This window comes from uncultured Methanobrevibacter sp., from assembly GCF_902774605.1.
Lineage (GTDB): Archaea > Methanobacteriota > Methanobacteria > Methanobacteriales > Methanobacteriaceae > Methanocatella.
Genome location: NZ_CACYJE010000030.1, coordinates 1 through 22,416 on the forward strand (window position 1 = coordinate 1; position 22,416 = coordinate 22,416).

The 22,416-nt window shown below is 38.2% G+C and carries 21 protein-coding genes and 1 tRNA gene; 15 read left to right on the plus strand and 7 right to left on the minus strand.

The features are described 5' to 3' along the window. Nucleotides 1-82 precede the first annotated feature (82 nt). Nucleotides 83-5,005 carry a hypothetical protein gene (locus QZU77_RS06600; protein WP_295601868.1) on the minus strand — a complete coding sequence of 1,641 codons (4,923 nt, stop codon included), beginning with the start codon at nucleotides 5,003-5,005 and terminating at the stop codon, nucleotides 83-85. Nucleotides 5,006-5,463: 458 nt separating this feature from the next. On the opposite strand from QZU77_RS06600, the gene QZU77_RS06605 reads away from it, so the two are divergent. Both QZU77_RS06605 and QZU77_RS06610 read left to right on the plus strand, forming a co-directional pair. After that, nucleotides 5,464-6,597 carry an adhesin gene (locus QZU77_RS06605; RefSeq protein WP_295601871.1) on the plus strand — a complete coding sequence of 378 codons (1,134 nt, stop codon included), beginning with the start codon at nucleotides 5,464-5,466 and terminating at the stop codon, nucleotides 6,595-6,597. A 38-nt stretch (nucleotides 6,598-6,635) separates the two neighbouring features. Further along, nucleotides 6,636-7,319: an MIP family channel protein gene (locus tag QZU77_RS06610; RefSeq protein WP_295601874.1), complete on the plus strand. Its 684-nt coding sequence runs from the start codon at nucleotides 6,636-6,638 to the stop codon at nucleotides 7,317-7,319. Nucleotides 7,320-7,340: 21 nt separating this feature from the next. Here QZU77_RS06610 and QZU77_RS06615 read toward each other — a convergent pair whose 3' ends face one another. Next, complete coding sequence (locus QZU77_RS06615; RefSeq protein ID WP_295601877.1) at nucleotides 7,341-8,033, minus strand: nitroreductase family protein; 693 nt, start codon at nucleotides 8,031-8,033, stop codon at nucleotides 7,341-7,343. A gap of 87 nt (nucleotides 8,034-8,120) precedes the next feature. On the opposite strand from QZU77_RS06615, the gene pyrH reads away from it, so the two are divergent. From pyrH to QZU77_RS06645, 6 genes are read left to right on the plus strand one after another with little or no spacing between them, the layout of a single operon-like run. After that, nucleotides 8,121-8,798, plus strand: coding sequence for a UMP kinase (pyrH, locus tag QZU77_RS06620; protein ID WP_295601879.1), 678 nt, complete (start codon nucleotides 8,121-8,123; stop codon nucleotides 8,796-8,798). Nucleotides 8,799-8,807: 9 nt separating this feature from the next. Continuing rightward, nucleotides 8,808-9,596 (plus strand): TatD family hydrolase, encoded by a 789-nt coding sequence (locus tag QZU77_RS06625; protein ID WP_295601882.1) that lies wholly within the window; start codon nucleotides 8,808-8,810, stop codon nucleotides 9,594-9,596. A gap of 14 nt (nucleotides 9,597-9,610) precedes the next feature. After that, on the plus strand, nucleotides 9,611-9,802 hold the full coding sequence (locus tag QZU77_RS06630) for a DUF2116 family Zn-ribbon domain-containing protein (RefSeq protein WP_295601883.1): 192 nt from the start codon (nucleotides 9,611-9,613) through the stop codon (nucleotides 9,800-9,802). A gap of 9 nt (nucleotides 9,803-9,811) precedes the next feature. After that, the gene (locus QZU77_RS06635; RefSeq protein WP_295601887.1) at nucleotides 9,812-10,135 is read left to right on the plus strand and encodes a YbjQ family protein; all 324 of its coding nucleotides are present in this window, start codon (nucleotides 9,812-9,814) and stop codon (nucleotides 10,133-10,135) included. Between the two features lie 2 nt (nucleotides 10,136-10,137). After that, entirely contained in the window at nucleotides 10,138-10,989 is an 852-nt protein-coding gene (locus tag QZU77_RS06640) for a hypothetical protein (protein ID WP_295601890.1), read from the plus strand. 35 nt (nucleotides 10,990-11,024) lie between these two features. Then, the gene (locus QZU77_RS06645; RefSeq protein ID WP_295601892.1) at nucleotides 11,025-11,222 is read left to right on the plus strand and encodes a hypothetical protein; all 198 of its coding nucleotides are present in this window, start codon (nucleotides 11,025-11,027) and stop codon (nucleotides 11,220-11,222) included. A gap of 31 nt (nucleotides 11,223-11,253) precedes the next feature. Here QZU77_RS06645 and QZU77_RS06650 read toward each other — a convergent pair whose 3' ends face one another. Then, nucleotides 11,254-12,063, minus strand: coding sequence for a sulfite exporter TauE/SafE family protein (locus tag QZU77_RS06650; protein WP_295601895.1), 810 nt, complete (start codon nucleotides 12,061-12,063; stop codon nucleotides 11,254-11,256). A gap of 40 nt (nucleotides 12,064-12,103) precedes the next feature. On the opposite strand from QZU77_RS06650, the gene QZU77_RS06655 reads away from it, so the two are divergent. The 3 genes from QZU77_RS06655 to QZU77_RS06665 all read left to right on the plus strand — a co-directional run bounded on the left by QZU77_RS06655 (nucleotide 12,104) and on the right by QZU77_RS06665 (nucleotide 16,435). After that, nucleotides 12,104-13,183, plus strand: a complete 1,080-nt coding sequence (locus tag QZU77_RS06655) for a hypothetical protein (RefSeq protein WP_295601898.1) — start codon at nucleotides 12,104-12,106, stop codon at nucleotides 13,181-13,183. Between the two features lie 9 nt (nucleotides 13,184-13,192). Next, entirely contained in the window at nucleotides 13,193-14,083 is an 891-nt protein-coding gene (locus QZU77_RS06660; RefSeq protein ID WP_295601901.1) for a DMT family transporter, read from the plus strand. Between the two features lie 453 nt (nucleotides 14,084-14,536). Continuing rightward, complete coding sequence (locus tag QZU77_RS06665) at nucleotides 14,537-16,435, plus strand: MJ1255/VC2487 family glycosyltransferase (RefSeq protein WP_295601904.1); 1,899 nt, start codon at nucleotides 14,537-14,539, stop codon at nucleotides 16,433-16,435. Here the strand turns inward: QZU77_RS06665 and QZU77_RS06670 are convergent. The 4 genes from QZU77_RS06670 to QZU77_RS06685 all read right to left on the minus strand — a co-directional run bounded on the left by QZU77_RS06670 (nucleotide 16,432) and on the right by QZU77_RS06685 (nucleotide 19,468). After that, complete coding sequence (locus tag QZU77_RS06670) at nucleotides 16,432-17,289, minus strand: alpha/beta hydrolase (protein WP_295601907.1); 858 nt, start codon at nucleotides 17,287-17,289, stop codon at nucleotides 16,432-16,434. The genes QZU77_RS06665 and QZU77_RS06670 overlap by 4 nt on opposite strands. A gap of 84 nt (nucleotides 17,290-17,373) precedes the next feature. Continuing rightward, nucleotides 17,374-18,294, minus strand: a complete 921-nt coding sequence (locus tag QZU77_RS06675) for a transcription initiation factor IIB (protein WP_295601972.1) — start codon at nucleotides 18,292-18,294, stop codon at nucleotides 17,374-17,376. 32 nt (nucleotides 18,295-18,326) lie between these two features. Next, a complete protein-coding gene (locus QZU77_RS06680) occupies nucleotides 18,327-18,614 on the minus strand; it encodes a Gar1/Naf1 family protein (RefSeq protein WP_295601910.1) in 288 nt (95 codons plus the stop codon). Between the two features lie 107 nt (nucleotides 18,615-18,721). Further along, nucleotides 18,722-19,468, minus strand: a complete 747-nt coding sequence (locus QZU77_RS06685) for an RraA family protein (protein WP_295601913.1) — start codon at nucleotides 19,466-19,468, stop codon at nucleotides 18,722-18,724. Between the two features lie 422 nt (nucleotides 19,469-19,890). Between QZU77_RS06685 and dnaG the strand changes: the two genes are divergently transcribed. The 4 genes from dnaG (at nucleotide 19,891) to QZU77_RS06705 (ending at nucleotide 22,393) form a co-directional block, all read left to right on the plus strand. After that, nucleotides 19,891-21,126, plus strand: a complete 1,236-nt coding sequence (gene dnaG / locus QZU77_RS06690; RefSeq protein ID WP_295601915.1) for a DNA primase DnaG — start codon at nucleotides 19,891-19,893, stop codon at nucleotides 21,124-21,126. Between the two features lie 82 nt (nucleotides 21,127-21,208). Then, nucleotides 21,209-21,811, plus strand: a complete 603-nt coding sequence (locus tag QZU77_RS06695; RefSeq protein WP_366208869.1) for a biotin transporter BioY — start codon at nucleotides 21,209-21,211, stop codon at nucleotides 21,809-21,811. A 52-nt stretch (nucleotides 21,812-21,863) separates the two neighbouring features. After that, entirely contained in the window at nucleotides 21,864-22,262 is a 399-nt protein-coding gene (locus tag QZU77_RS06700) for a DUF1284 domain-containing protein (protein ID WP_295601920.1), read from the plus strand. A 59-nt stretch (nucleotides 22,263-22,321) separates the two neighbouring features. Next, nucleotides 22,322-22,393, plus strand: a tRNA-Gln gene (locus QZU77_RS06705). Nucleotides 22,394-22,416: the final 23 nt, after the last annotated feature.

The following is a 22,416-nucleotide window of genomic DNA, read 5'->3' on the forward strand; positions in this document are numbered from 1 at the left end:
TTTTTTTGGTGGAAATCTTGCATGAATTGATCTAGAGGGTCTATTCCTATTTCATTATGAATATTATTAGATAAAGTATTATTTACCTTTTCTTCAAGATACGGCCATCTAAAAATATTACTGAAAACATCAATGCAATCACTAAACTCCAAAATGGATTAGCAGTAGCATGCTTTTCCAACATTCCCATAGGAGATTTTTTCAAATTAGCATTATGATTTCCTCCATTGCCGGATGAATCAGGCACTGGCTTTTCAGTAATGTTAACTATGGCATAATCCTTATTGTTTGACAAATCATGATCAAAGGTATCGCTAGTTACTGACACCCCATTCCTAACTATTCCTGCACCTGTTGCTATTGCTTTAATGTACAGGACGGCTGATTCACCATAACCGAGACTGTCAATAACCCATGTTAATGCAGCCTTATTGAATTTGCCCATAGTTGCCTTAAATGACTTTATCTTTAACAGGTCATCTAGAATTTCCTTGACTTTAATGTTGCGGGCAGTGTCCGGACCGTTGTTAACCACTTCAATGCGATATTCAATAACATCACCTGTCCTATAGTTATATTTTGATGCTATTTTTGTGATTGACAAATCGCTGGCTGGAGGAACATTGATGGATTTATTTGCATGATTGTTTGTTGTGTTAGGGTCATATTCATCGCTTTTAACGTTAACAGTGTTGGCAATCTCACCGGTTGAAGTCACTTTGCAGGTGATTTGCAGTTCCCTGGACTCGCCAACATTCAAGTTTCCAACCCTCCATGATTTTCCATCATAGTTTCCATTGGATTTGACAAAGGACAATCCTTCAGGCAGCGCCTCATATACAATGACATTGTGGGCATTGTTTGGACCGTTGTTGGTGACTGTTATAATCCATTTTACCTTTTGGCCATATTTTGGTGTTGGATTATCAGCCACTTTTGTTATTGACAAGTCCACTACAGGCTTAACATTGACCAATGCATCATCATGATTATTATCCCTTTTCCAGTCATATTCCCTGGACATGACATCAACGGCATTCCTGATTTCGCCCAATGCATTTGAAACCGCAGTTATGTTTAAATATTTGGTTTCACCCACATTCAATGAACCAATATTCCATTCCCCGTTGCCATATAATCCATTTGGAGAACTATAATCCTTAAATATCATTTCTTCAGGCAACATGTCAGCCAATACCACGCCTGTTGCATTGTCAGGGCCATTATTGGTTACGCTGATTATCCAGTTTACTGCTTCGCCGAAGTAAGGACGGGTATTGTTAACGTTGATTGTCACTGCCACATCAACTGCTAAAGGAACATCTATGGTCTCATTGTCGACATTGTTGGTTTCATTGGAATCATACTCGTCAGCATGAATAGTTGCCATGTTGGTTATTTTACCAGTTTTGTTTACTCGGGTCACCATGTTGAACCTTTGCTCTTCACCATTTTCCAGACAACACATTACCCATTTTCCCTCATATAGAATTCCTTTAGTCGCATTGTAGCTAACGAATATCAATCCTTCAGGCAGGATATCCTCAACTTCAATGTGGTTGGCCTTATCAGGTCCCCTGTTTGAAATGATCAGTGTCCATGTGACCAGGTCATTGTAATTCGGATTTGTTTGGTTGACTAATTTGACAAGGAATACGTCTGCAGATTTTTCGACTTCTATTGTTTCGTTAGCCTTGTTGTTTGTTGTATTGTAATCGTATTCGCTTCCATTTACAGTCACATTGTTTTCAATGTCTCCTGTGGAATTAACCAATGTTTCGATGTTTAATGTGTATGATTCATCGACATCCAGGACGTCTATGAACAGTTCGCCGGTGACAGGGTTATAATCGCCTTCGCTGTCATCATCAAGCCATATTAATGATTCCGGGAGAAGATCTTTGATTGTTATGTTATGCGCAATGTCCGGACCATTATTTGTAATCACGATTTCCCATGTGACCTCATCGTGATATTGTGGATTTGAGTCAGATGCTGTTTTGGTAACTGACAAGTCGCTAGCTGGATTGACATGTATCGGCTCTTCATCCTCATTGTCAGTTAAGTTATAGTCATGTTCGTCGCTTGACACGTTTGCCAAGTTAATGTAGTCCCCAGTGATGTTGACCTGAGTGACAATGTCCACGACGACTGTTTGTCCCACTTTTAGATGATTGATTGATATTGTATCGTTGATGTAATTGGCTGTTGAGCTTATATAATCGAATCCTTCAGGCAGGATATCAGTGATTAAAACGTTTGTCGCTTCATCAGGACCCTTATTGGTTATTGTTATTGTCCATTTGACGTAGTCTCCATAGTTGACATTGCTTTCGTTGACTGACTTGATGATGCTCAAATCAGCTGCAGGATTAACGTAAATCAATTCCTCATCAAAATTATTTGTTAAGTCGTAGTCAAATTCGGAACAGTTTACTGAGACGTTATTCTGGGTCAGGCCGGTTCGATTAACCTTGCAGCGGATATTTAAACTGATGGTTTGGCCATTGTTTAAAGTTCCAATATTCCAGATTCCTGTAGTCTTATTGTAATTGCCGTCGCAATCAACATATATCAATGTTGAAGGCAATACGTCATGTGCAGCCACATTATGAGCAACATCAGGGCCTTTATTGCTTACGGTTATTGTCCAGGTTATCTCATCCGGATAGTTTGGAGCATTGCTTGAAACTGTTTTTACCACGGACAAGTCAGATGCCGGATTGACATGAATAGTTTTTTCATCACGATTGTTTGTCAAGTTGACGTCAGTCTCCCTTGCGGTGATGTTGGCATCAAATGTGATATTTCCAGTTTTATCGATCACGGTGACAATTGTGTAAACTAAATTTTCACCGGGTTTTAACTCACTGATGTTTAAAACCCCATTTTTTTGATCATACCTATTTCCAAAAGTGTGATTTGCCAAAATCAAGCCTTCAGGAACAATATTATAAGCAACAACACCAGTGGCATTATTTGGTCCGAAATTTGTAATGTTGACTGTCCAGACGACAACATCCTCAAAATTAAATGAATAGCCATTAGGGGTTATTGTTATCTTATTGTCAACTTTCGGATAGACCCTGAATGTTGATTCATTAGTTATTCCCTTGTAGTATGTATCTTCAAAGTGTTTGGCAGATACATAATACTTTCCAGGCCTTAAATCAGTTAAGTTGATACTGATTTCACCCAAATAACTTGAATTTAATGAATTGTCATATATTACAGTACCATCCTCATGAGTTACTTTCAACAATATTGCAATATTATACTCACGGCCGTCCTGATACAATCTTCCATCATTTGTAGCTCCATCAACAGGAGTCTGACCGTCAACATCCAATTTAGCATTATCCGCACCATTATATATGGCGTTTGAAACAGCCAGATTATTGTAATTAGCAATATTATTTCCACCATAGATAACTACCCTGATTTCCTCGCTGTCACCATAGTAGATATCCCTATCATATATAGGCAACTGATAAACCCATGCCTGGTTTTCATAGAACTCATTATTCATCAAAATCAGCTTATCCCCACATTCATCATAATAAACCGCACTACCATTTCTTGCAGTATTGTATTTGAAATTATTATTCTTGACTGTCGCCTGAGTACTGTTGATATAAATGGCTCCGCCCAATCCATCATTTAGTTTATTCACATCAGGAATTGCTTGATTTGATACGAATGATGAATAAGCCACGACAGTCTGTTGACCTTTGATGAAGATGGCTCCACCATCGATTCCAACTGAATTTTTAGTGAAATTAGAATTTTCAACCTTAACATTGGTTGCCACTATATTTACAGCACCCCCATAGTCGGTTGCATAATTGTCTTTGAAATTTGAATCAAAGATGTTCACGTTCAAACCACTTGCCTGAACAGCACCCCCGAGAGGTGCGGTATTGCCCTCAAAATCACAATTCGCTATTGTCAACACCATTGACTCATATAAAAATCCTGTTGATATTGCACCACCATAAACGCTTGTGGCCTTGTTTCCTTTAAACACGCAGTTACTTATTCTTCCGGATGCATGGAAAGTTAATGCACCCCCCATATCTGCGGAATTGTTTATAAATTCGCAGTCTTCATAAATAACCCCATTACGAACGCAGCCTGCACCCCCATGAGATTCTCCAATGTCAGATACTGCCTTATTATTTTTAAAAGTACATTTTCTGATAGTTGCATAATAATTCGGTTCATCCAATCCCACTTGTATCGCACCACCATAACAGCTAACAGGACTTCTAACCACATTAGAGTCAAAAATACAATTATACACATCAACATTCATTGAATAAGCACCGAGTGCCCCGGCCGAAGTTGCATTGCGATTATTCTGATAAACCTCATTATGGGTGAAGTTGCAGTTGTGAACCTTGAAATTTTCACCAGTGTACAAGTCGTATTTTGTTGAAACAACACCTTGATACAATGCATGATTTTTATCAAATGCACAATTATCAACCAATACATTTTTTGCAAGTGCAAAAATACATGATCCCTTTTCCCCTACTGCATTGATAAATTTTATATTCTTTATAGCCACATTCGGAGAGGTAACCATGAACACTGACGATACCCCATTACCATCTATTATTGTACCCTGAGTTCCCACTATATTTATGCTTTTGTCAACAGTTATAACAGAGTGCTTATCCTTTGGCAAGTATAATCCTGACAGATAAATTGTGTCTCCATCATGAGCCTTAGAAATGGCTTTTTTAATATCATCAAACGGTTTAGCGGGCTCTGCAGTTAACATATCATTGTTCGAATTATCACCTTCCAACATTTCATTTTCTTGAGAATTTAGTTGAATTTCACTATCTAATTGGGTCCCTACAGTGTCTGAGGTTTCATTTAAATCCACAGCATAGGAATTTTCAACTGCTAATCCGAATGATGTGAATATTAAACAGATAACGCAAAGACATAGTAGGAAGTTTTTTTGAATAGCTATCTTTCCATTATTTTTTAACATTATAAATCACCTTTTTGAGGACGATTATACACTATTAATTAACAAAAAGCTATTAACTAGCAATTATCTTTTTATTTTCAGATTAGATTTAAAAATAATAATCAAATATGACTAATTTTAAGGATAAACCTTAAATTAGTAGGACAATTATTAATTAATCACCTATCACAGAGTATTTTTCTAAATATTCTGACCAAATTTAGTGATTATCCCAATTTAACCATTAAATTAAGATTTTTCAAATCAATGCAAAATTGACTTTAAATAAAAGATAATCTTTCTAAATCCTCAAAAACACTATTTTACTTGTTAATATATAAAACTATGTACTGACATAAGTCAAAATTAAAAATGGAGAGTTTTAATTCAATTTCAAGTAAATATTGAAATCACTTTGAAAAAATATTTTATTCAAATAGGACATAAATAAATAATAACTAAAGTTAAGGTAAAGAGACATGAAAAGACAAATTGCAATACTTCTGATGATAGTATTAATTGTAGCACCAGTCATTCAAGATGTGACTGCAGCAAAAACCGTTTTTATTACATCAGACAATATTATAGACCATGATAATGATATCAAAATGTTAAACTCCCTTAAGCAATACATTGAGGAGATTAGCGGAGGAGAACTTCAAGTAATTGTGGACAATCAGGCCCCAGCACCAGGTGAAGGCTGGCGGGCAATAGAGGTGACAAGTGACGTGAGCATATGCCTGGCCGCATCCGATGCCGGAAACTACCTGCAATTGGCCACTGCAACAACAAACTCAGACAAGCAGATTGTGTTTGTCAATACCGGTAGCTACGACTTGGACAACCATACCAATTTCCTAAGAAGGGCATGGGACGACAATTATTCAAATGAGAGCCTTGCCGGAATGCACGACCCAGGAACATTCCTTAAAAATGCAGGAATCTATTATGTTCAGCCAACAAAAGAGTTCCCAGATAATGCCAAAGATGGATATTTAGCAAAATACGATGAATCAATGAACAAGCAGTTAGCACAAGAGATTGTTGACATTATTAAGACTCATGAAAACGATACAACAATTTTAAGTGACGGATTAATTACCCACAACATCATAAAGCCTTCAATAATGGCAAATGCAAGCAAGGAATTGATTAAAAGCGGCGACAAGGAAATGGATGGAACATACGGCAATTATTCAGCGCCGCAACTGTTATATCAAACAAGTTCATACTTGAATGGTAACGGCTTGGACATTCCTAAGGCATATGATGCACCTGAAAATCCAATGGGCATCTCATTCATGGCTAAAGACACATATTCAATTTATGATTATTTCAAAATGGGTGGAATAGTCAGAGACTACATGGATCAAAACGGCAGAGCCCCGGACTCCATTGAATATGAGGGAGCGCATATAAGCTATTATGACTTATTATATAACTTTGCGAAAATAACACAAAATCATACTGATGCAAAGCATATGGGCTTTGAAAGTGAATACCACTTCGATAAGGTTAACGACTCCATACTGCTACATGTATTCCCATTCGTGGCAATATTGTTCGTATTGTTCCTTGCATATTTACTTTACAAAAGATTAAGAAGATTTTAAATAATATGATAAAGTAATATTACATTTGAGGGAAATTTATGAAAAGATATATCTCAGAATTAATTGGAACAATGGTTCTAGTCCTTTTCGGATGTGGAAGTGCCGCAATAGCTGGAACCACATTAGGTACACTTGGAATAGCCTTGGCATTCGGTTTATCTATTGTAGCTATGGCATATGTAATTGGTGACATCTCAGGATGTCACATCAACCCTGCCGTTTCAATAGGCATGTGGATTGATGGTAGACTGGAAACAAAAGACTTGATAATGTACATTGTATTCCAATGTATCGGTGCAATAATCGGTATTGCTCTTTTGGCAATGATAATTAACTCCGCTCCAATTCTTGGAGGATATGCTGCAACCGGCCTTGGTCAAAACGGATTCGGATCAGCATCAAGTGTCGGATTGGATGTTGTTGGTGCAATACTTGTCGAAATTATCTTAACATTTGTATTTGTATTCACCGTACTTGGAGTAACCAAAAAAGTGGAAAATGCAGCTGTTGCAGGAATTGTAATCGGTTTAACACTTACATTCGTGCACATCATGGGAATTCCATTAACCGGAACCTCAGTCAACCCTGCACGTAGTTTAGCGCCCGCCCTATTCATTGGCGGTCAAGCCCTACAGCAAGTTTGGGTATTTATTCTAGCCCCAATAGTCGGTGCGGTCATTGCAGGTTTACTGTACAAAGGATTAATTTCAGAGGATGCTTAAATCCTCTATTTTTTACTTTTTTTAAATTTTAATACTTCCAGTGTAAGTATAACCCTTCATTTCATCAAAACTAGTTTTCTTGTAAAATTCAAATGTATCCTCATTGGATACGTATAAGTGAGCCAATGCAATGCCCATATCAATTGGATTCCATTTCTTCAACACTTGGCGCTTTAAAATGTTCTGCTTTTTCTGATAGACGTCAAATCCTTCCCCATCATGCTTAAAGTACCATGGCTGTGAGTTGATGGCTGATGGTGCAAGCTGTGCCGGAATCAATTTCTCATCAGCAAAATCGGAAATTTCCTCCAATCCCCTTCTTTTGAATTCTGATTTTTCACGAGTCATCCTGTCGGATTTTCCAAAAGACATTACAATAACGAAATTATCCTTTTTAACTTTAGGGGAAGCCATTCCCACCCAGCAGCTGCCAATACCCATGCTTTGAAGGTATAATGACAGTTGCTGGAAAACAAAACCCAAATTTTCCAGGCCATATTCTTTTTCATCGCCATACAATGCCAGATAGTATGGTGAGGACCATCCTGCGCGAACTTTAACCTCATCGGCGTCAAGTATCTCATATGAATAATTTACACCCTCAACCAATGGTTTAACATTGCTCATGAATTCATGTATTACTGTCATGTCGATTTCATCATCCAAATAATTTCTACTGGATTTCCTGATATATATCTGATTTTCTAAACTCATGAAAAAACACCCTTGTTGATTAATTATAATTATGATTAATTAAAATTTAAATAATATTGCATTGATAAATTATTATAAGGTGAATATATGAAAATTGTTGTTGCAATTGGAGGATCAATTTTACTTAAAGAATATGATTGTAAAAAATTCCAGGAATACAGTGCCATCCTAAAGGATTTGGCAACCGAACATGAACTGTTTGTTGTTGTAGGTGGAGGAAAGCCTGCAAGGGAATACATTAGTGTCGTTCGTGATTTGGGTGCCGGAGAAGCGCAATGTGACGATATTGGAATCGAAGTTACAAGAATCAACGCTAAACTAATGCTGTCTGCACTTGGCGATGCGGCATACCAAAGAGTCCCTCATAACTTCCAGGAAGCATTGGAATTCTCAGCCACTGGAAAAATCATCGTCATGGGCGGAACCGAACCTGCACACAGTACCGATGCGGTTTCAGCAATATTGGCCGAATACATTCAAGCCGACAAACTCATTAACCTGACTTCCGTTGACGGAATGTACACCAAAGACCCAAACAAGTTTGATGATGCCGAACTTGTCCCTGAAATAACTGCAACAGACTTGCTTGAATTTTTAAGCGGCAAAGACGTCAAGGCAGGAACCTATGAGTTCTTTGACACCACTGCCGTGCAGATGATTAAAAGGTCAAATCTGGAAACAGTAATTACAAATGGTTTTGAACCTGAAAACCTAATCAAGGCAGTTAACGGCGAAACCGTTGGAACCAGAGTTCTTAGCGAATAAGGTGATTAGGTGGATAATCTCATTGACATTGGGTTAAATTTAATGCATTCCTCTTTTAAAAAGGACCGCATTGAAATAATCGAAGAAGCGAAAAAGGTTGGAGTCAACAAATTCATCATTACCGGAACCAACATCAACTCAAGCCAAATGGCTGCAGAATACGTTTCCAAGTACCCTGGAACACTATATTCAACATCTGGTGTCCATCCCCATGACGCTAAAACATGCAACGGACACAGCATGTTCGAATTGGAGAAAATATCAAAAAATGATTGTGTAGTGGCCATCGGCGAGTGCGGGCTTGACTACAATAGGAATTTCTCACCGCAGGATCTTCAAAGAAAATGGTTTGAAGCGCAGGTCGAACTTGCCGAAAGACTTGAAATGCCATTGTTTTTGCATGAGCGTGAAGCACATAAGGACTTGTATTCCATTTTGGAAAGGCATGACAGCGTTGTTGAAAAATCAGTTGTTCACTGTTTTACAGGAACCAAGCAGGAAGCTCAAAATTACATTGACTTAGGTTGCTACATCGGAGTTACCGGTTGGATTTGTGACATGAAAAGAGGAAGAGACCTGCAGGAAGCGGTCAGCGTGATTCCTCCTGAAAAACTAATGATTGAAACCGATGCCCCATTCCTAATACCTAAGAATTTCGACAAGAAACCTAAAAAGAATAGGAACGAACCAAAATATTTACCTCACATCCTCGAAACAATTGCACTATGCATGGGAATAGATGCAGAAGAGTTAGCTATTCAAGTTACCAAAAATACTGAAGAATTTTTTAAAATATAAAAGGAGATGATAAAATGGCAGTAGACCCTCATAAACATTGCCCGATTTGCGGAACACCAATACCTTTAAACGAACTCGTATGCTCCCCTGATTGTCAGAAAGTCTGGGATGCTAGATTAGCTCAAACAAGAAGAAGCAGAATAATATTATATGTGGTTATTGCAATCTTTTTAATCGTATGGGCAATAATGACATTCCTGAAATAAGTGATATTCATGATTTTAACTTCATCAAGCACTCTTGAAAATAAGAAAATTATAGATTACCGAGGATTAGTCACTGGAGAGTCACTAATCGGAGCCAACATCTATAAGGACCTGTTTTCAGGAGTTCGTGATGTTGTTGGCGGGAGAACCTCAAGATATGAGGAAGAGCTTCAAAAGGCAAGGGACATAACACTTAACAGTATGATTGAAAAGGCCGAGCAAATGGGCGCTAATGCAATTGTTGGCCTTAAAATTTCATATGATAACCTTGGCGGCACCATGGGAAACACCATTCTTGTAACAGCCTATGGTACAGCAGTAAAATATGAATAACCATGAAGTCCACATTTAAAAATCGGAATTTTAAATATAACGGAAGGGCAATCCTATGCGTTGCAATAGGCACTGGCATTGGTCTTCTTGTATATATCATATTTCTAATTTTGCACATTGACATTTACGGATGGAATTTGGGCCTGATTTTTGCTCCATTGTCCGCTGGCTATGTGGAAACCATAGTGGCAAACAGGCTGCTTGGTGAAAACATTGGAGCCATCAGTGCGTTCATCCTTTTTATAGACACTACTTTTTACAGTTTTATTTTGAAAAATCCCACATTAGGATTCAACATCATCACTGCAGGATCAATCATAATAATCCTTCAAGCGGCATTTCCCACATTGGTCAACTATATCCTTTTAGTGGTTGTTGGAGGATTCCTTGCAAGCTTCTTTAAGACAATCAAGGAGTATGAGAATAAAATTAAAAACATGATAAAAAACCAGCAAATATTCAAATGGGAAACTAAAGATGTTGAAATCGATGCCGATGCCATGCCCGTTTATGATGAATTGGAAAGCAACCATCTAATAAACAGCTTGAATTTTTACTTTATAACAAGTCCTGAAATGTTTGACAGGAAGCATAAAATAATCAGACAGTTCCACAGCGAGGTCATTGTTGAAAAAGACAATATTGTCCTACAGGCCGAACGTGAAAAAACAGAATACCTTCAGTTGATTCGTATCAAAGACGGAAAGGACGAATGCCTGGTTAAGCTAGCCAGTAAAGTTAAGCAGCATGGTGGAAACGGGATTATGGATTTGACCCTGAACTATTCACTGATCGGTTTTGGCGGCGACAACATTCAAATCACTGCAATGGGAACTGGAATTTATATAGAATGATGATTTTAGACTGATTGAATGGGAGGTGAAAAAGAATGGGAAACATGATCATACCAATTATAGGATACATTGTTGCAATACTGTCTCCGATTATAGGTTTGCTTTACGGAGCGGTCTTGTTCTTCTTTAAAAAAGACGATGAGGAGTACCGTAAACACGGAAGGTTCATAATTTACTTTGCAATAGTCATGTTCATAGTTGGTTTCATTGTAAGAATGGTTCTTATACATTAACTTATTTAACTTTAATAAGTTTTTTCTTTTTTTAAGGCAGTATGCCCAGCATTTTCAATGCAATGTATAATACCAGCACCGAAAATATTATTTTCAGCTTTTTTTGAGGAATCCTATGTGCATACTTGGCGCCTACAGAAGCCAATGGCACTGAAAATGCCGCTATCAAGGCAAGATTTATCAAGCTGACATAACCTATCGAATATGGGAATGTTGACACTCCCCAACCGGAAACAATATATGACAGGAATCCTCCAATGGCAGTCAGGCTAATGAAAATCGAGGATGTTCCAATCGCCTCAATCAATGAAAATCCTAAAAGCGATGTCAGGATAGCTATTAAAAACACTCCTCCGCCAACGCCAAGCAATCCTGATGAAAAACCAACCAGCAATCCAATTATTCCGGTTGTGATCAGGTTGAATGGTATTCTGGCATTTTCTCGCTCCTTGTTGATGTTGATGATATTGTTCACGGCCACGAAAAGCAACAGGCAGCCGAATATTATTTCCAATACTCTGAATGGCAATCCTGATGCTACCAATCCTCCGACGGCTCCTCCTATTATTCCAAAGATTCCCAGTTGAACGCCGGGTTTTATAATGTCATCCATTGTTCTTGTATGACGGTATGCTCCGCTGAGGGATGTTGGAATGATAATTGCCAAGCTGGTTCCCAGGGATATCAGCATTGCCAGGTTGGAGTCCACTCCAATGTATTGAAGCAGAAAGTATTGAAGCGGCACGATTAGAAATCCTCCTCCGACACCTAAAAGTCCGGAGGCAAATCCTGCAAACACACCTATCAGAATCAACCCTATGAAGTATTCGATTGGAAACATGGCATCACCTATTTAAACTATTAATATTAAATTATTGTTAATGAAAGTTAATAAAACTATACTTGTTGGAATCATATTAATACTGCTTGCAGGGGTGATTTTCCTAACTGATGTGCTGAACCCCATTATCAGGCCAGTCACTTACCTGTTTTTGATGGGTTCATCCAAGGGCAAGGATGTTATATTTTTTGGCCTTTTTGGATTATTATTAATTTTATCCCAAGCGGTTAAAAAAGACATTGACAATACCAGGTTTTTAAAGATTTCACTCATTTTAGGTTCGGTTTTATTGATTTTAGGCATTTTTTTAGAAGTGATATTTAGGCTGCAGATGGGCATTGGACTCAACACTGTTTTCTGCTCCATGACTAACGGCATGAGTTCCACAAGCATATTGCATACCCATCTTCTAAAGTCCGTTTTAGGCGCAGTTCTAAGCAATATTATGGGACCATTTATCCAAAGCGGCATCAACACTGGCGTCGGCCTATATGCATATCTTCCAAGTTATGCATTTTTAGTGGTTTTGATCATTCCAGTGCTATTCGCCACAATAGTTCTTTCAATGCAGAATTGCCCATGGCCTTCCAACTTCCTTATGGCATTCGTTTCCAGTTGCCTGTTTATAGGAATCCTTGATGGAGGAATGTTTGCAACACCATCCTATTTCGGAATAGTTGGACTTTACTTCGTCTACCTGGATGGAAAGTACTTAAATTACTATATAGGGTTTCACTTAAATGATGAAAAGTTATGCAAAAGCGACAAGTCCATAGCGCCACCCCCATTGCCTCAGGCATTCAAGGATTACGGATACATGATTAAGCACTTATTGATATTGTCTGTAGTCGTGGCAATGATATATCTAAGGTTCACAATCGCATTTGCGGGAGCGGAACCCGACTATTTCACTGTTGATGTTGCAAATCCAACCCATGAAATCGACTTGGGAAACGTGAGCACTGAAGTCATCAGCCAGGAGCATGATGCCGGTTTGAATAAGACCACTTATCATATAGACCCTAGTTATAATGAAATGCAGCTAATTAATGACTTGAAGTATCCATTGAACAATTCGTGTGAATATTACACAGTCTCATGGAACATCTACTCTTATTAGGACGATATTATGAAAAAATTATACATGATTTTACCTATTCTAGCCGGATTGATGTTTGGGTCCAGCGGAATATTCGTGAGAACATTGACTGAAAACGGAATTGACTCCACAACATTGCTATTCCTAAGGTTTTCAATAGCAATCATTCCTCTTCTAATAGCCATCATCCTTACCGACAGGGAATTGTTGAAGATAAACTTAAGAGACATTCCACTGATTATTGCTTGTGCAATCTGCATTGTCGGACTCAATCTATGCTATAACGAGTCAATGAATACTGTGCCGTTGTCCCTTGCAGCAACCCTGCTATCCACCGCACCCATTTTCGTTCTGATTTTTGCATATGTCATGTTTAGGGAGAAAATCACATCAAGAAAGATTGTTTGCATGATTCTTGCAATCATAGGATGTTTGCTTATGACCGGATTTCTTGAAAGCGACATGGTTCACATTCCACCATTGGGAATCATTGCAGGAGTCGGCGCAGCATTGTTCTGGGCAGTTTACCTGATGTCCTCTAAAAAGTCAATTGAAAGCGGGAAGCACACTTTCACAATACTCATTTACTCAATAATATTCATATCAATTGCACTGTTGCCGTTCACTGACTTCAGCCAGATTAACGGCTTCATTTCAATCAACCCTTCAATGACAATAATATTCCTGATTATTCATTCCACATTTTCATTCGCCCTGCCTTATATCTTCTCAACACTCAGCCTGAATTATATTGACTCCGGAGTCTCATCAATAATTTTATCAGGCGCAGAGCCTTTTGCAGCATTAATGTTCGGCTTTTTGATCTATTCGGAGATTCCAACAGTGCTGATGTTTACAGGATTCATCCTAACAATCGTTGCAATGCTGATGCTGAGCAGACAAGACAATGTCAAAAATTAATTGCACCACGAATGAAAGGTATATTTCAACTGTAAACCCCTTAAATTACAAAACAAGAGAAAATGAGATTATTTTAATAAATCCAAGCCGAATTAACATTCAAACATTCAATCAAGATTAAAGACGCCGACAAATTGAAAACATATGAAAAATCCCAATTTACTGAGAAACAATCATTATACTGTAATTAACACATATTGATTGAAATCAAAAAAGCAATGATGAAAATTCCCTAATGCCAAAATTACACACATAAAATCACTATGCTAAAAATCCATTATGATTAATATCTGATCTTTCAAAAACAGCTCCTTTCAGTAACATCAAATCATGCGTGAAACATGTTACATCTAGAATGAGACCCGATTCAAGAAAACAACTGAAAACAAGTGAAAAACAAAATAACACCCAATATCAAAAAGATTTATTTATTTAGAAAATATATCTTAACATATGATTTTAAGCATTATCATACCCACATACAATGAAGAGGAATACCTCCCAGTCCTATTGGAAAGCATTAAGGAGCAAAGCTTCGACGACTATGAGGTAATCGTGGCCGATGCCAACTCAACCGACAAAACCAGAGAAATTGCAAAGGAGTACGGTTGCATAGTGGTTGATGGAGGGCTTCCAGCTGTGGGAAGGAACAATGGTGCGAAAGTGGCTAAGGGAGAATACTTGTTATTCCTCGATTCCGATTTGAAACTGACAGAGGATTATTTGAGAAATGTCATATATGAGTTCAGAATGGAGAAGCTTGGAATAGCAATCACTCAAATGCTGCCACTATCCAATAAGATAGAAGACAAATTGTTCCACGATTTTGCAAATTACTTCATGATAAGCGTCGAACACATCAAGCCTCATGGTGCGGGATGTTACGGAATCATCGTTAAAAAGGATCTGCATGATAAAAACGATGGATTCGACGAATCCCTGACTTTTGGAGAAGACACTGATTATATTGAAAGACTTGCAAAACAAGAACCGTTCAAAGTGCTAAGAAATGCAAAGATTGGCGTTTCAACCAGGAGGCTTGAGGAAGAGGGCATTCAAACCCTCATAAGACAATACGGCAAAAGCACCGTGAATGATTTCTTGGGAAAAAGAACTGATGCCGCTGAACTCAACTACAACTTTGACCATGGACATGAAAGGCTACCTGCATCACGATTTAAAGCATTGGAAAAGCATGCTGAGAGAATAAACCGCATCAAATCAAGTTATGATGAATCCATTCAAAAAATCAACTCCAACCGGTCACACTTTAGGGTGAGGAAAAACAGGAAGAAAAAGGTAGTTTTCTATTGTGTCTGCGGTGAAGGAATGGGCCATGCCATCAGGAGCGGAGTAATCCTTGAAAGGATTAAGGAGCATTATGACATTCACATCTTCTCAAGCGACAGGGCCTACAGTTACCTGAATTCCAAATTCGACAACGTCTATGAGATTGGTGGATTCAATACCGTCTACATCAACAATAAGGTCAACAACTTAAAAACACTGTCCAATGCATTGAAGAGAAATCCAACCAACATCAAGGTGGGATATGAAAAACTATACAAAAAAGCGCGTGAGCTTCGACCAGACGTCATTGTTACTGATTTTGAGATATACGCCACAATGGTATCAAAAATGTTGCATATTCCATTGATCAGCCTGGACAATATCCATATGATTACCCAGACTAAAATCCATTATCCTCCAGACAAGAGGATGGAAATGCTTAAGGCCAAAGGCGTTATAAAAACCTATGTCGTCAAGCCAAAAATTCATATCCTGACAAGTTTCTTCTATCCGAAAGTCCGCCCGAGAAAGCATGCGGTCATCTACCCGCCAGTCATCCGCGAGGACATCCTTAGATTAGAACCAAGTAATGAAGACCACGTGATTGTTTATCAAACCAGTCGTGAAAGCGTTAAACTTATCAATAAGCTAAAAACATTAAGCGATGAGAAATTTATCGTTTACGGGTTCAACAAGAATGAGGTTGACGGCAATTTAACTTTCAAGACATTTAATGAGGATGAGTTCTATGATGACTTTGCATCCTCCAAAGCGGTGATATGTAATGGAGGATTCACATTTATTTCAGAGGCGATTTGCCTTAAAAAACCTATTTACTCAGTTCCTGCACAAGGCAATTTCGAACAGACCCTGAACGGATACTATGTCCAGCGTTTAGGGTATGGGGAGTATCATGAGTCCATGAATGCCCGAAAGATTAAAAGCTTTTTAGACAACCTGCAGAAATACCAGGATAAACTTGACACCGTTAAAAAAACCGATAACGAGGGAATAATTAAGGAGCTGATGTATAGGATAGAACAATATTCCAGAACCCCTTAATCCAGAATCTCCTTTTTGATTATTTTGAATGCTTTTTTAGCTTCCGGAATCGGAAACAATGGGTAAATGTGGAATAATCCCTTGCCCGTGATGAATTTTACATTCACATTATCCTCTTCAAGCCTTTCAACATATCTTTTAATGTCCTTATAGAATATCTCATTGGTTCCTGCGAAAACCAGAGTGTCGGCTAAACCCCTATTGTCACCATATAACGGACTTACCTTAAAATCTTTAGCATCCAAATGCCCTGCCCATCTTTTGCCGATTTCCTTCAAGCCCACTTCCCCCAAAATGGGGTCATCATCATTGTCATATGGAGGATTATCCATTGAAATATCAACCCATGGGGAAAACGTGACGATATGGTCAGGTTGCGGCAAGTCGATTGTATTTAAATATTGGCAAAAACCCAATACAAAGCCTCCGCCTGCCGAATCGCCCATTAAAGTCAGATCATTATCATTCTCAATCAGGATTTTATACAATTCAGTGATTAGATCATATGTTTCCATTGCATGATGTGACGGGGCTAACGGATAAACCGGACATAACACCTTGGCGTTTAGATTGCGGGCCAGCTTGTAGCAGTACAAATGGTGCTGATAGTTGATATCATTGACGTATGCTCCTCCATGCATGAACAAAATAGTGTTTTTGGAATTTTCGCCACCATAATGAAATACCTGCATGCAATTGAAGTCAAAGCTTTTGAAAACACTCTTTACAGGATTAGCATCATCAGTTTTTTCTTTTAAAAATTCTAAAACCTTTTCAGAAGAATCCATATAATCCGGTTTGGTGGATTTTAAAATAGAAGTTGCCATTCTTGCTATGAAAGATATTTCTGCCATTATTGATCCTTAATAATTTAAAAAAAAATAAGTGAATTGATTAACCAGTACTTGTACTAGATTAATCAAAAAAAAAGGGATTAACTATAAGGTTACTCCCATTTCCAGTTGTTCAGTCAATTCCTTGTACCTGTTACGGATGGTCACTTCAGTGACCCCGGCAATGTCTGCAACATCCCTTTGTGTTTTTCTCTCACCGAGTAAAACGGATGCAATGTATAATGCAGCTGCTGCCACACCTGTTGGTCCTCTACCGGAAGTCAATCCTTTTTCCATTGCTTTTTCAATGATTTCAATAGCTTTGGATTGCGCTTCACCGGATAAGCCTAACTCTGATGCGAATCTTGGCACATAATCAACTGGTGAAGTTGGCGGCAATTTGATATTTAGCTCACGGGTCAGGAACCTGTATGTTCTTCCAACTTCCTTTTTGGTTACACGGGAAACTTCTGCAATCTCATCCAGGGTACGCGGTACATTACAACGTCTGCATGCAGCGTATAATGATGCTGCAACTACGCCCTCAATACTTCTTCCCCTGATCAGTTTATTGTCCACTGCACTTCTGTATACTACACTTGCAGCTTCCCTTACGCTTCTAGGAAGTCCGAGTCTTGAGGAGTCACGGTCCAATTCGCTTAATGCGAATGCAAGGTTTCTTTCAGTTGCACCGGAAATCCTGATTTTTCTTTGCCATTTCCTTAACCTATACCATTGAGCCCTGTTTCTTGCAGGAATGTCACGACCGTAGATGGTACTTAGACCTTTATCGTGAATAGTGTAAGTAATTGGAGCTCCAACACGTGTACGTTTGTCTCTTTGTTCGTGGTCAAATGCTCTCCATTCTGGACCCATATCTACAAGGTTTTCATCGATTACTAAACCGCAGCGAGCACATACTACTTCTGCTCTTTCGTAGTCCCCGATTAATTCTTCAGAACCACATTCAGGACATACTGTCTGTTTAGTGTCGTCATAAACATCCCTTTGTCTTTTGTCCCCAATTACTGATTTGCGTCCTCTTTTAGGAGCCTCTTTTACTTTTTGTGTCGTGGTTTCATCCTCCTTTTTCTAGGTTTTTTGGATTTTGGTTTTGATACAAATAGTTTTTCACCACAATTTTTTTCTATCTTGTCCCTATTGGCTGACCTGAATAGGCGAATAGAGACATATGGATTTTTTGTAGGTCCGAAAACATAACTTACCTTGCCTATCTTGTTTTTGTTACTGTCAAAAACTATTCCGCCTGGTGAAGGTGTTTTATTTGACCTAGCTATCAATTTTCCTGAATTTGCTATGTGCAAACTTTTTCCTAAAACTTTCATAAAATCAAACTTAAAATCAAATCTGTATCATTTATATAATTAGAAATAGGTTATATATAAAGGTATCGATATCTTTATATATAAATATTGATTTGTATTTAAATGTTTTACTGTTTTTTCGCAAGTCCCACAATCTCGGCCAGACCCACTCCATCATTGATCAAATCGATGATGTTGGATTCCTTAACCTTGACCGCCAGGGTTGCAATCATGGTTTGTGTGAACATTTTCTTGGGAATGACAACGATGCCGCTTTCATCGCCGAAGAGGAAGTCTCCGGGATTCACCTCAACGCCGTCCACAACGATTGTATCATTCAAGGTGCCCAGACCCAAGGCCAAACCGGCATTCGGACAGAAGTTGCTTGCAAAAACTGGATAATCGATATACAGCAATGCATCCAGGTCACGTGCTGAACCGTAGATGACGGTTGCCTTGATGCCGTTGTCCTGAGCGCACCTGGATGCCAACTCGCCCCATATCGCCATGTCTTCAGAGTCCACCTTGAAAAACAATATGTCCCCTTCACAGGCACCATCTATTGCAAGGGCGGAGGTTCCCCAATCGTCGCAGGATGTTTCGGCAGTGTAGATTGATCCCCAAACCTTCTTGTTGTTGACGGGTTTGATTGACGGAATTACGCCTGATCTTCTTGATATTCCATTGTAAGCATCTGAAATCTGGCATGCAGACACGTTTTCAAGCAATGACTGCAGATTGACATATTCCTCATAGTTATTGCCGTTGAACTTTAAATCATCAATAGTAACATTATCTAAATTGATTTTATCGATACCAATGCGTTTATTCAAATTCTTATTTTTATTCAAAACATCTTTTGGACTAATTGACATAAATTCACCACTGTAATATAATTTATCGCAATGGGTTAAAAAACATTTCACATATTTTATATATTAGTTTAAACTAAATATTAATTGGAGTATTGAAAAAAATACTTAAAATCATTATATGCTCATAGAGTTTATTTACATTTATTCATTATTATTAATTATCATTTAATTGAAAGACAGGAGAAAAACTATTATTAAGGGAAAAATTAAAGAGAAGAGATTTATCAATCAATAAAAACAGAAAATAAAGTAATTCCTTAATAGTAACCCGCTCCAAATGTATTAACTCTTTTTAGTGTATAAAAGGTCAAAAGACCGAAATTATCGTATAATTTATGCAAATTACTCGCCTAAAAATAATTTATATTTTTAGTTTCATTACATAAATTATCCCGATTGAATTAAGCTCAGGAGGCTTAAAAATGGGAAAAGGTGAAGAATTAACAACAACAAAATATTTAATCCATGCCCAAATCACAGCTAATGGTATTGTTGAAAAACCAGATGTCGTAGGTGCTGTATTCGGGCAAACTGAAGGTTTATTAAGTAACGATTTAGATTTAAGAGAACTCCAAAGAACTGGAAGAATAGGAAGAATCCAAGTGAACATCCATTCAAATAGTGGAAGGGCAAAGGGAGAAATTGTAATTCCTTCCAGTTTAGACAGGGTTGAAACCGCCATACTCGCTGCATCACTCGAAACAATCAACAGGGTTGGTCCTTGTGAAGCAGAAATTCAAACCTTAAAAGTTGAAGACGTAAGGGCAGTCAAAAGGGAGCAAGTCGTCAACCGTGCAAAAGAAATCTACAAGAACATGGTTGAAAGCGTTGGTCCTACCAGCATGAAAATGATTGAGGAAGTAAGGGAGGCCATGAGGGTTCATGAAATCTCAGAGTACGGTTCAGACCGCCTGCCAGCAGGCCCTAGCATCCACACATCCGATGCGATCATCGTGGTTGAAGGACGCAGCGACGTTTTAAACCTGCTCAAGTACGGAATCAAAAATACCGTGGCTGTTGAAGGAGTGAGCGTTCCTAAATCCATTGGAGAGTTAAGTAAAAAAAGAACCACAACCGCATTTGTTGACGGTGACAGGGGTGGAGAATTGATCCTGAAAGAGTTGCTCCAAATTGGTGAAGTCGACTACATTACCCGTGCACCAAAAGGCAAGGAAGTTGAAGACCTGGAAAAAGATGAGGTCCTGGTTGCACTCAGGGACAAGGTTCCGACCGCACAATTCCTGGCCACCTCAAATATCTTAAACGATTCAAATAGCAGCCATAAGAAAGACAACAACAGGCACAACAAAAAACATCAAAGATACAACCGCAACGAAAAGCAGCAAGCTGTAAAAGAACCTGAAATCGAAGACGATGAAGTCAGCCTCATGAAGGACATGCTGAAAGAATTTGAAGGATCAGGTTGCGGAGCCATCTTGGATGAAGCATTGAATATGACCAAGGAAGTTGAAGTCGAAAATATTTACGAGGAAATCAAGAATATTGAAGGCACAGCAGATACAGTGATATTCGATGGTGTCATCTCCCAAAGGTTAGTGGATGTTGCATCCGAAAAAGGAATCAAGAAACTGGTTGCATTCAAGTCCATGAACATCGTTAAAAAACCTCAAAATGTCAAGCTAATAACAGTTCACTGATTGCTGAACTATACGAAATAATAAATATCATTACCCATAAATTAAATTTGGGATTCGAAAAATTGGAGGATATATAATGAATATAAATATGGAAAATTATTATAGTACTAGGAAAAATGTTTTTGAAAGAATACAAGATGCTAGTACTGCAACTAAGGTACTCATGTCTTTATTGATGGCATGCTTTACTGGTATAATGGCGCAAATAATTATCCCACTTCCATGGACTCCAGTCCCTATTACTGCTCAAACATTTGCAGTATTGTGTTCTGGTTTATTCTTAGGTAAAAAATACGGATGCCTAAGCCAAATCTTTTACGTGATTTTAGGTGTAGCATTTATCCCATGGTTTGGTGGAATGACCGGAGGACTTGAAATCTTATTAGGTTCCACTGGAGGATTCTTAATTGGTTTCATCATTGCATCTTACTTTATCGGATACATTACCGAAAAATATGCAAATGCACGTAACTTCACTAGAATGACTGCAGTTATCGGAATCGCTAACTTTGCATTAATTTATATTCCAGGTTTAGCAGGCCTTGCACTATTCCTAACTTCACAAGGAACCTCATTCGGAGTTATGGATCTTTTAATGATGGGACTCATTCCATTCATTGCAGGAGACATCGTGAAAATATTAGGTGCAGCAACTGTATCCAAGGTATTTTTACCAAAAGACTAAAAAAAAAAAGTTTTTAAACTTTTTTTCTTTTTTTATTTTATTTTTGATTATAATGAAGCTTATTTTAAGAGGACATCACCTATTGTGCCTTAAGGGTTTTCAGGGCTATGGCTATGATGAGTCATTCACCGAGAACATGACTGATGTCAACGTGAAAAGAAAGCAACCAGGCACCGCCGTGACACTGGTGTCATCACCAGATGACATATGCAGGTCCTGTCCCAACTTGATCAACAACATGTGCGAAAACGAAAAGCAGAACGCAAGAATTGTCAACATGGACAATGCAGTGCTTAAAAACTTTGACACTTCAATCGAACATGATTCCGTTGAGTTGTTTGATAGGATTGATGATATTTTCAGCACGAAAGAGAGCGTTTGTGAAATTTGCTTTAATTGCATATGGCATGAAAAATGCTTATTTTATCAAAATTTATCGGATAACCGATAGATTTAAATACTACATGATAAATATATATTAAATGTTGTACACAGTACAATACATTGATTAGTCCCGTAGGGTAGTGGTAATCCTTCTAGGCTTTGGACCCGGAGACGGCGGTTCGACTCCGCTCGGGACTACTAATAACTTTTTTTACGGATAT